The organism is Bacillus massilinigeriensis (assembly GCF_900117315.1).
Lineage (GTDB): Bacteria > Bacillota > Bacilli > Bacillales > Cytobacillaceae > Bacillus_BE > Bacillus_BE massilionigeriensis.
In genome coordinates, this window is sequence record NZ_LT630337.1 from 806,167 (window position 1) to 817,378 (window position 11,212).

Annotated in this window: 9 protein-coding genes and 1 pseudogene; 9 read left to right on the forward strand and 1 reads right to left on the reverse strand. The window is 37.4% G+C overall.

Annotation, left to right across the window (positions count from 1 at the left end; genetic code table 11):
• Positions 1 to 241 precede the first annotated feature (241 nt).
• From BQ6100_RS04175 to BQ6100_RS04210, 8 genes are all read left to right on the forward strand, one after another.
• Entirely contained in the window at positions 242 to 2,209 is a 1,968-nt protein-coding gene (locus BQ6100_RS04175; protein WP_075980494.1) for an oxidoreductase, read from the forward strand.
• Between the two features lie 26 nt (positions 2,210 to 2,235).
• Positions 2,236 to 3,378, forward strand: coding sequence for an iron-containing alcohol dehydrogenase (locus BQ6100_RS04180; RefSeq protein WP_075980495.1), 1,143 nt, complete (start codon positions 2,236 to 2,238; stop codon positions 3,376 to 3,378).
• Positions 3,379 to 3,487: 109 nt separating this feature from the next.
• Complete coding sequence (locus tag BQ6100_RS04185) at positions 3,488 to 4,390, forward strand: LysR family transcriptional regulator (RefSeq protein WP_075980496.1); 903 nt, start codon at positions 3,488 to 3,490, stop codon at positions 4,388 to 4,390.
• Positions 4,391 to 4,614: 224 nt separating this feature from the next.
• Positions 4,615 to 4,989, forward strand: a complete 375-nt coding sequence (locus tag BQ6100_RS04190) for a DUF956 family protein (protein ID WP_075980497.1) — start codon at positions 4,615 to 4,617, stop codon at positions 4,987 to 4,989.
• 624 nt (positions 4,990 to 5,613) lie between these two features.
• Positions 5,614 to 6,582 (forward strand): mannose/fructose/sorbose PTS transporter subunit IIA, encoded by a 969-nt coding sequence (locus tag BQ6100_RS04195; protein ID WP_075980498.1) that lies wholly within the window; start codon positions 5,614 to 5,616, stop codon positions 6,580 to 6,582.
• A 42-nt stretch (positions 6,583 to 6,624) separates the two neighbouring features.
• Positions 6,625 to 7,425 carry a PTS mannose/fructose/sorbose transporter subunit IIC gene (locus BQ6100_RS04200; protein WP_315970033.1) on the forward strand — a complete coding sequence of 267 codons (801 nt, stop codon included), beginning with the start codon at positions 6,625 to 6,627 and terminating at the stop codon, positions 7,423 to 7,425.
• A 17-nt stretch (positions 7,426 to 7,442) separates the two neighbouring features.
• Complete coding sequence (locus tag BQ6100_RS04205; RefSeq protein WP_075980500.1) at positions 7,443 to 8,354, forward strand: PTS system mannose/fructose/sorbose family transporter subunit IID; 912 nt, start codon at positions 7,443 to 7,445, stop codon at positions 8,352 to 8,354.
• Between the two features lie 209 nt (positions 8,355 to 8,563).
• Positions 8,564 to 9,580: an oxidoreductase gene (locus BQ6100_RS04210; protein ID WP_075980501.1), complete on the forward strand. Its 1,017-nt coding sequence runs from the start codon at positions 8,564 to 8,566 to the stop codon at positions 9,578 to 9,580.
• Between the two features lie 197 nt (positions 9,581 to 9,777).
• Here BQ6100_RS04210 and BQ6100_RS04215 read toward each other — a convergent pair.
• Positions 9,778 to 10,027, reverse strand: a pseudogene (locus BQ6100_RS04215) (integrase core domain-containing protein); the annotation flags it as partial.
• Positions 10,028 to 10,251: 224 nt separating this feature from the next.
• On the opposite strand from BQ6100_RS04215, the gene manA reads away from it, so the two are divergent.
• On the forward strand, positions 10,252 to 11,205 hold the full coding sequence (gene manA / locus BQ6100_RS04220) for a mannose-6-phosphate isomerase, class I (protein ID WP_075980502.1): 954 nt from the start codon (positions 10,252 to 10,254) through the stop codon (positions 11,203 to 11,205).
• The last annotated feature ends 7 nt before the right edge of the window (positions 11,206 to 11,212 follow it).

The window sequence follows — 11,212 nt, forward strand, 5'->3', positions numbered from 1 at the left end:
AGGGTCTCTCTATTTTTTTACCGAAAAATGTATTTATCTGTTGAATAGTTACCGATAACGCTTAATTATCGATGTTACTACATATTGTTGTATCTCATACAAGGGATAAGTGTTTTTAAATTGGGAAAGATGACTTTACTATAAATGGAGTAACCCAAAGCTTATAAGGGTATTTTTTTTAATATAATTTGTGAAATACTTCACATTCTACTAGAAATAATTAATAAAGGTGGTTATGAAGATGTTAGAACATTTATTTTCTCCAGGGAAAATTGGAACAATGGCACCAAAAAACAGGATTGTAATGACTGCCATGGGAAATTATTTAGCAAATACAGACGGTACGGTTTCCGAAAAGGATATTGCCTTTTATGGTGCAAGGGCAAAGGGCGGTGTTGGGACGATCATCACAGAATGTGCTTCAGTCGATTTTGAAAGAGGAAAAGGAAATACTCACCAAATATCTGTTGCAGATGACAAATTCATCCCAGGCCTTAAACGCTTAGCAGAGGAAATTCATCAATACGACGGAAAGATAGTAGTACAAATCTATCATCCAGGAAGACAGGGAATCAGTGTTATTAATGGAAACCTGCCAATGATGGCACCTAGTGCAGTGGAATGTCCTGCTGTTCATCAACCTGCTGTTGCCATGTCAGAAGAAGAAATAAAAGAGATGGTGGCAAAGTTTATTAATGCCGCTGTCAGATTGAAGAAGGCGGGAATTGACGGTGTTGAGGTTCATGCTGCACATGGATACTTGATCCATGAATTCTTAAGCCCACGTGCCAATAAAAGAACGGATAAATACGGCGGTAGCTTAGAAAATAGAATGAGATTCTTAGAGGAGATTGTTACAGGTATAAGAGAGCAATGTGGAAGAGACTATCCATTACTTGTTCGCTTATCTATCGATGAATTCGCCGATACTGTAGGGCATCCTGATGACGGTTTACAGCTTCCTGAAAGTGTAAGGATTGCCAAAAGACTCGAAGAACTAGGTGTAGATGCCATTGATGCAAGTTCAGGGACCTATGAAACGATGAATACTGCCTGGGAGCCAACTTCCTTTGAGCAAGGATGGAAGGTTCATCTATCTGAGGCTGTGAAAAAAGAAGTAAATATACCAGTCATTGGGGTAGCGGTTATTAGAGACCCTGAGTTTGCTGATCAAGTCATTGCTGAAGGAAAAATGGATTTCGTCGGTTCAGCAAGGCAGCATTTTGCTGATGCAGAATGGGCGAATAAAGCGAGAGAGGGTCGCTGCGGTGATATCAGAAAATGTATTTCCTGTCTTTACTGTATGGAAACACTCATGGCAGCAGACCAAACCTCCATCCCTGTTGGATGCTCAATCAACATCGAGGCAGGAAATGAGCTTGATTATAGCAACCTAAAGGAAGACGGGGAAGGCCGTGTCGTTGCTATTATCGGAGCAGGTCCAGCAGGGCTTGAGGCTGCAAGAATATTAGCGATGCGTAAGTTTAAGCCTGTCGTTTTTGAAAAAAGCGATCGCGTTGGCGGGCAATTATATTTTGCTAGTCAGCCACCAAATAAAGGAAAAATCACTTGGCTGATTGATTACTTGGAAGAACAGACAAAAAAATTAGGAATTGAAGTACGCCTGAATACCGTACCAACCCTTGAGGATTTAGAAGAGTTAAATCCATATGCCGTATTTGTTGCTCAAGGATCATCACCAGCTATTCCACGTTCTATCCCTGGTACTGATGGGCGAGAAGTGCTAACACCTATTGATATTCTAAATGGAAATGTGGAGCTTGAGAATAAAAAAGTAGGCGTCGTCGGTTCAGGAATGACGGGTCTAGAGGTAGCTCATCTATTGGCGGAAGCAGGAAATGAAGTTAGCGTATTTGAAATGGGCGAAAATATTGGGTCGGATATCTTCTTCCAAAATTTAATTGATGTGATGACACATATTGGACCACTAAATGTTCCTATGTATCCTAAGCACAAATTAATTGGTATTGATAATGGAAAAACGAGCTTTGAAGCAATTGAAACTGGGGAAACAAAAGAATTTATGTTTGATCATGTAGTACTTTCCCTTGGAACAACATCCAACAAAGATTTAGTAAACGAGATTCAATCCAACTTTAAAATCGTTAAAATTCTTGGAGATGCAACAAAGCCAGGAAGAATTAGAGATGCCATTGAATCAGGCTATTTAACGGCTTATCATCTATAAAATTTAAATGAGAGGAAGGAACAGTTGTGAATAGATACGCTCAGTTATGTCCAATTATTTATGGAAATGGCTCCATTCAAATGGTTGGAGAGGAAGTAAAAAGACTAGGCTGTAAGAAGGTTATGCTAGTTTCAGATGAAACCATTTCTAAATTAGATGCCTATACAAATTGTAAAAAAAGTTTAATAGATAATGGGATCGAAGTGGTACCTTTTAATGGTATTATTCCAGATCCACCAGATTATATTATCAATCAAGGTGGAGAAATCGCTAAGGCTGAACAAATTGATGGGATTGTAGCCCTTGGTGGGGGAAGTGTCATTGATGCGGCAAAGGGAATTAATGTACTAGTAAATAACCCTCTGCCTGTGAATCAATATTTAGGAAATCCCGTATATAACCCAGGTGTTCCGGTTGTAGTTATACCAACAACCGCGGGAACAGGCAGTGAGAACACGATAATGGGTGTGATTACAGATACGGTTAATAATATAAAAAGTGCTGTACTTTGTCCCGCTACTTTAGGAGTGTTGGATCCAGAGGTAACGATCGATGTACCACCTAGTGTCACAGCCTATACTGGTATGGATGCATTTGCTCATGCTGCGGAAGCTATTACGACGAAATTTCCAAACCCTAAATCTGATGTTTTAGCCCTTGAGGCGATAAAGAAGGTTACTAGCTATCTTCCAATAGCTGTAGCGGATGGAAAAAATATCAAAGCAAGAGAAGAGCTAATGCTCGCAAGTAATTTTGCCGGTATGGCTTTTAATGACGCATTAGTCCACCTCGGTCACGCCATTGCTCATACGGTAGGGGCAGCATTCCATCAAGCACATGGAACCATTTGTGCCCTTGCATTGCCGGAAGTGATGAAATATTCAGCTTCTGTTAGGGCTGATAAGGTGAAACTAATCGGAACAGCGATGGGTGTTGATTTTACTGGAAATGAATCCTTTGAGGAAATAGGCGAAATGGTAGCGAACACTATTCGTACCTTTATTAAAGGTATCGGTATTCCTTCCGTAAAGGAATTAGGAATTGCAAGGGATGAGTTCACTAATTTAGCTAGTAAAGTAATGGATGACGTTTGTTATCTATATGTACCAAGGGAACTGTCTCAAGAAGAAGTAGCAGACATTCTTGAAGCAATCTATGAAAATTACTAATTTATCCAAAGTGTAATTGTTGGTTAATGTTCACGATAACTAGTCACTCTCTTTTGTAAGAGCTTGTATAATATATATACAAGCTCTTATTTTTGTTTGAGGTGACAAAATGGATATTGCAGAATTAAAATGCTTTAGTAAAGTATGTCAAACGAAAAATTTAACAAGGGCTGCCAAGGAGCTTTTTATTACACAGCAGGCTCTTAGCAGAACGATAAATAATATAGAAAAGCAAATGGGAACGAAGCTTTTTTACCGGAATTCACGTGGGGTAACCTTAACAGATTTTGGAGAATATCTTTACAAGAAGGCAGAAAGGCTATTAAAAGAGTTTGATACTTTTCAAGAGGACATATCTCGTAAGATAGAAGGTGAAAAGAGAAAACTGAAAATAGGTTTTTCACCTGGTACGTTAAGAATCTTAGGTAGTAAGGATATTTTAGAGCTTGCAAAGAACAATCTCGGAATCAATATTGATATTTTTGAATATGCGGATAAAGTTTGTGAAGCAAATGTTTTGGAAGAAACCCTAGATATGGCTGTAACAGTTAACCCGAGAAATAATAAAGACTTTAATTATTATCCATTGATGAAGCATAATTTAGTGGCAGTAGTTAATAAAGATAATCCCATATCTAATAGAGAGAGTATGACGTTTACTGATTTGAAAAACGAAAAGCTTATTTTAATAGATGACTCCTTTCGAATGCCACAAGTTGTCATTAAACATTTTCAAGATGAAGGAATAACTCCTAATATATATAGTAAGCTTAGTCATGATTTAAATCTTGCTTACGACTTTGTTGCCTTAAATAAAGGGGTATTCATTTTTATTGGTAGCTTAACTGATATAAAAGCATACAATGAAATCGTCAGTATCCCTATAGAGGTTCCAACTGCAGTATGGGAGGTTGGATTTATCATAAAAAAGGATACCAAAATAAATCAGGACATGTCTTCTTTTATTAACTTGATACTTTCCTACTATAGCTCTCCTCCATTAGAGGATTGAACTCCGTTTAAGTAAAAAGTAAATAAAACAGCAACCCCTTTCTATAAAGTCAGATATTAAAACAACTTCATAAAGAGTTTGACATAATGTAGGCTTTCAACATATTTATACTATAAACCAATCAATTTTGAAGATAATTCTCAAACTTGTCTCAAGTAGTTTTTGCTTAAAGTGAAAAAATGCGTATAATATTATTATATAAAAAATGAAATGGAGTACATCATATGGTTCAGTCAATCAATACAAAAGTCGATTTAGTTATTAATGCAACCTCACATATGGGGCTTCCGGAATATGGTAAAATCATGGTTGGGGATAAAGGATTTGAATTTTACAATGAGCGTGATGCTCGTAAGTTTGTTCAAATTCCTTGGGAAGAAGTAGATTACGTGATTGCTTCAATCATGTTTAAAGGAAAATGGATTCCACGTTATACTATTCAAACAAAGAAAAATGGGATGTATACATTTTCTTCTAAAGATCCGAAAAAAGTTTTACGATCCATTCGTGAATATGTTGACCCGAATCATATGGTCAATTCATTAAGTTTCTTGGATGTTATCAAACGTGCCTTAAAGGGACTATTTAAAAAAAAGTAATCGTTTAACATAAAAGACAGGTTGGAACTTGTCTTTTTTTTGTTGGGAAAAATCCAAAATTGTTATCTTGTAATAATTTATGACACAAATTGAAGCAAACAATTTATAAAACATTTTTGGAACTGAGCCATGTTTCCCACGACCTGGTTAGCAATTTAATGAAGGATTTGTATTGTCAATTAACGGCTTGCCCTTATCTAAGCTAGGTAATTTAAATTGTGACATTTGTGAAAAGAGGGAAACAAGAAAATACAGTTTTCCTATTGAAAGAATAATTTCTGGTGTGCTATAATCACTTATGGAAGCTCATTAAAGAGATGCAGCAAGCATTGGAATTGATGCTAATGCTGTTCTTCTACAGCGATTGCAACAAATTAAATAGCCATTATTTTTTACGTGTTACTGATTTAATCAGGCATGAGTGAAAAGTATTGATTGAAATGAAGAGTTTTGGGGATATTATACCCAACTAACTTCATTTGATTGACTTTTTGCTCATGCCTTTTTTGTTGTTTTGATGAAACTGTAATCGCTTTAATTGAGCTGAAAAAATACAGCCGGAAAAATAACTTGGTACAATTCACCATTTTATTCAGCTGTAACAATTATTAAGGAGGTAAAAAGATGGTTGGAATTATCATTGCTAGTCACGGTGAATTTGCCAGCGGTATCTTGCAATCTGGTACGATGATCTTTGGAGAGCAAGAAAATGTGAAAGCTGTTACATTGATGCCGAGCGAAGGACCTGAAAATGTAAAGGCAAAAATGAAAGAAGCAATCGCCTCTTTTGACAACCAAGACGAAGTATTATTCTTAGTCGATCTTTGGGGTGGAACTCCATTCAACCAAGCCAACAGCTTAGTTGAAGAACACAAAGACAAATGGGCAATTGTTGCTGGTATGAACTTACCAATGTTAATTGAAGCTTTTGCATCCCGCATGTCAATGAATACAGCGCATGAAGTTGCTGCTCATATTTTGAGCTCTGCTAAAGAAGGGGTTAAAGTAAAACCTGAAGCTTTAGCACCAGTAGAAACCGCTGCTAAAGCTGCTGCACCAGTTAATGCAGGTGCTCCTGGAAAATTCGAATACGTGTTAGCACGTATCGACTCTCGCTTACTTCATGGACAAGTAGCGACTGCATGGACTAAAACTACAGGGCCAACACGTATCATTGTTGTATCTGATACAGTTGCTAAGGATGACCTTCGTAAAAAATTAATTCAACAGGCTGCTCCTCCAGGAGTTAGAGCTCACGTTGTTCCTGTCAATAAAATGATTGAACTTGCCAAAGATGATCAACACTTCGGCGGCCAACGCGCGTTGCTTCTTTTCGAAAACCCACAAGATGCGCTTAGAGCGGTTGAAGGTGGAGTTCCATTGAAGACAATCAATGTCGGTTCTATGGCTCACTCACCTGGTAAAGTTCAACCAAATAAGGTATTGGCATTTAGCCAAGAAGATATCGATACCTTTACTAAGTTGAAAAAACTTGGTTTAAACTTCGATGTTCGTAAAGTACCAAACGATTCAAAAGGTGATATGAACGAAATTATTAAGAGGGCTCAAGAAGAGCTTAACAAAAAGAAATAACCCTAATTTTTAGGAGAAAAGGGAGGATAAAAATCCATGGATTTGAATGTTATTCAAATAATATTAGTCTTTATCGTAGCATTTTTAGCTGGTATGGAAGGAATTTTGGATGAATTCCACTTCCACCAACCAATCATTGCTTGTACGTTAATCGGCTTAGTTACTGGTGAGTTAGTACCATGCCTTATCTTAGGTGGTACACTTCAAATGATCGCTTTAGGTTGGGCAAACATCGGTGCTGCCGTAGCACCAGATGCTGCGTTAGCATCAATTGCCTCTGCAATTATCTTAGTTTTAAGTGGACAAGGTCAAGAAGGTGTATCTTCTGCAATCGCAATTGCCGTTCCTCTTGCAGTTGCTGGTCTTTTATTAACAATCATCTGTCGTACAATTGCAACAGCTTTCGTACACTTTATGGATGCTGCAGCAGTTGAAGGAAATATTAGAAAAGTTGAAGCATGGCACATCGCTGCTATCTGTATGCAAGGTTTACGTATTGCAATCCCAGCTGTATTAATCGTAGCTGTTGGAGCAGGCCCAGTTAAAGGTATGCTTGAAGCAATGCCAGAATGGTTAACAACAGGTTTAGCAATCGGTGGGGGAATGGTCGTAGCTGTTGGTTATGCAATGGTTATAAACATGATGGCTACAAAAGAAGTATGGCCATTCTTCGCAATTGGTTTCGTATTAGCAACTGTTTCACAAATCACACTTATCGGTCTAGGTGCTATCGGTGTCGCTCTTGCACTTATCTATTTAGCGCTTTCTAAACAAGGCGGTTCAGGTAATGGCGGAAACGGTAATACTGGTGATCCACTAGGCGCCATTATAGATAATTACTAAGAAGGAGGGACAAAAAAATGGCACAAGAATTGAAATTATCAAGAAAAGATCGTGTATCTGTTTGGTGGCGTTCAACTTTCATTCAAGGTTCTTGGAACTATGAGCGTATGCAAAATGGTGGTTGGGCGTATACAATGATTCCCGCTATCAAAAAATTATATAAAACAAAAGAAGATCGTTCTGCTGCATTAAAACGTCACTTAGAGTTCTTTAACACTCACCCATATGTAGCTTCACCTATTATTGGTGTAACTTTAGCGCTTGAAGAAGAACGTGCAAATGGTGCGCCGGTTGACGACGTAGCTATTCAAGGGGTTAAAGTTGGTATGATGGGACCTTTAGCAGGTATTGGGGATCCAGTTTTCTGGTTCACAGTTAAACCAATCCTTGGTGCATTAGCTGCTTCCCTTGCTATGACAGGTAACATCCTTGGACCAATTCTATACTTCGTTCTATGGAACTTAATTCGTATGGGATTCATGTGGTATACACAAGAATTTGGTTACAAAGCTGGATCTAAAATTACTGACGACTTATCTGGTGGCTTACTTCGTGATATCACTAAAGGTGCATCCATCCTGGGTATGTTCATCCTTGGTTCATTAGTTAACCGTTGGGTATCTGTAAAATTCTCACCAGTTGTATCTGAAGTTCAACTTGATAAAGGTGCTTATATCGAATGGGATAAATTACCAAAAGGCGCTGAAGGTGTTAAATCAGCTCTAGAACAACAAGCTAGTGGCTTATCATTAAGCGATGTTAAAGTTACTACTTTACAAGGTAACTTAGATAGCTTAATTCCTGGTTTAGCTGGATTAGGGATTACACTTCTTTGCATGTGGTTGCTTAAGAAGAAAGTATCTCCTATCGTTATGATTCTTGGATTATTCGTAGTTGGTGTTGTATTCCACCTTCTACACTTAATGTAATAAAGAAAGACTCTTATCTGGGTAATGTTCAACGATTGAATATAAGCCAGTCTTAAACAAATAGAGAAGCACCTCCTGTTATGATATACCTATCATTTTAAGGAGGTGCTTTCTGTTCATCCTGGGAAAAATGTGGGGTTTCCGGAATTCACAATAATAAACTTAGATTGAATAGTATTACCAGAATATTGTATTTTGAGGGGGCCGCTATGCTTACTATCGGTTATATTGGAAATGGGAAAAGCACTAACAGATATCATCTACCGTTCGTGCTCCAAAGAGAGAATATTAAGGTAAAAACAATATATCAAAGATTTCCTGAGCATGAAAGCTGGGATAGGATTGAGGAAGTAAATTATACTTCTGATTTAGATGAACTTTTAAATGATAAGGATATCCAACTTATTGTAGTTTGTACAAGACAAGACAGTCATTATGAATACGCAAAGTTAGTATTAGAACATAATATAAACTGTCTGGTTGAAAAGCCTTTTATGGAAACCTCAGAACAGGCAAAAGAAATCTTTGCATTAGCGAAAGAGAAGGGATTAATCGTTCAGGCGTATCAAAATAGACGTTTTGATAGTGATTTTTTAACCGTTCAAAAGGTCATTGAAGAAGGGAAACTAGGGGACTTGCTGGAATTGGAAATGCATTATGACTATTATCGTCCCGAAGTACCTGAGTCCGTTCACTCTTTTGATCCTCTTTCGTCATATTTATATGGACATGGCTGTCATACGCTGGACCAGGTTATCAGCTATTTTGGCAAGCCGGACCATATCCATTATGATGTAAGGCAATTATTAGGGACTGGAAGAATGAATGATTATTTTGATTTAGATTTATATTATGGAAAGTTAAAGGTATCGGTTAAATCCAGCTATTTTAGACTTAAAGAAAGACCTAGCTTCGTCGTTTATGGTAAGAAGGGATGCTTTGTGAAAGAAACCAAGGATCGTCAAGAAGAGCATTTAAAGTTATTCTACATGCCTGATAACAAAGATTTTGGCATAGATACATTAATGCATTATGGTGTTCTGACCTATATTGACGAAGAAGGTACTATCCACGAAGAAAAAGTAAAATCTGTAAATGGTGATTATGGAAGAGTTTATGATGATTTATATGAGTCAATCATAAATGGTAAAGAAGTAGTGATTACAGAAGAACAGACACTGCTGCAAATGGAAATATTAGAAACGGGTGTTAAAAACTTGAAGTAGGGACACGGGGACAGGTACCTCGTCCCACCTAAACAGTCAAAATTACTTAATGGTTTCTAAACAGAAAAAGTAGTGTGTATTGATGACTTTGTTGAGATGATACATTGAACTGCACTGCACCCCATAAAATAGACAGTTAATAAAGGGACTTATGCAGCCAACAGATGATTCCGGTATTGAGACGGGGTCATCTTTTTTTATCTCCACCGGTAACGCTGGTGATTATACTCTTTCATATAAGCATCTAGTAAGTATTTCAATTCTTAATTAACTATGATAATTTTTATAATTTGCTTTGTCTTTAAAATGCCCAAAGAAAGATTCCATTGGGGCATTATTCCAACAGTTTCCTCTCCTTGACATAGATTGGGTAATTCTTAATTCCTCTACCTTCTTTTGAAATAAAGGATTGATATAATGAACACCTTGATCTGAATGAAGTATTGCCTTTGACTGTGTACCTGTCCCATGGTCCCATTAATATTCTGTCTCTTTAGGAGACTTATCAAAAGGAGAGCTTATTGATATTTTCACAAGAGAGCATGCTTCATCTTGTTCCCTTTTTTCAGGGATAGTGGACCTGTCCCTTTGTCCTGCCTTTGTTCCGAATGATCATAATATGTTAAAATGTGTGTGGGGTCAAAAAAACTAGTTAGAGCAGGAGAGATAAGATGCAGCAGGAAATTATGTTTTTAAAGCCTTTTTTTCAGGAACGATTATGGGGAGGAACAAAACTTAATACCCTTTATGATTATAAAATTCCAAATCAAAATACAGGTGAGGCATGGGTCATTTCGGCCCATAAAAACGGTTCATCAGAAATCATAAACGGCGCTTTAAAAGGGAAAAATCTTATGCAAGCTTGGGAGGAGCATCCTGAACTTTTTGGGGGAAATCCACAAGACAAAGAGTTTCCTTTGCTAGTAAAAATACTTGATGCCAATGATAACTTGTCTGTTCAAGTTCATCCAGATGATGAATATGCAAGAAATGTAGAAAATGAAGAATTCGGAAAAACGGAATGCTGGTATGTTCTAGACTGCGAGGATGACGCAGAAATCATTCTTGGCCACAATGCCAAATCTCCATTGGAATTTAGAAAAATGGTAGAGGAGGGGAAATGGGGCAGTTTATTACAGAGTGTAAAGGTGAAAAAAGGTGATTTTTTCTATGTTCCAAGTGGGACAATCCATGGAATTGGAAAAGGCATCGTCATTCTTGAGACGCAGCAAAACTCAGATTTAACATACCGGGTGTACGATTATGACCGGAAAGACACAAATGGAGTGAGTAGAGAGCTTCATCTTGATAAAGCCATAGATGTGACAAGTTATCCAGATTTGAGGGAAGCATCCGATAGAATAGAAAAAATAATGGGAGACTTACATCAAACTAGATTAGTTCAGTCACAATATTTTTCTGTTTACCACTGGAAGATAAATGGAATTTCAAGGCAATCATTATTACATAATTACCTACTAGTTAGCGTTATTAATGGAGAGGGAGAAATTGTGATAGGAGACAGGAGCTACGACTTTAAGAAAGGCGATAATTTTATTTTGCTTGCTTCCGTTGACTCCTATGAAATAGTGGGTAACGCTGAGTTTATAGTATCTCATGAGTAAATGGTTA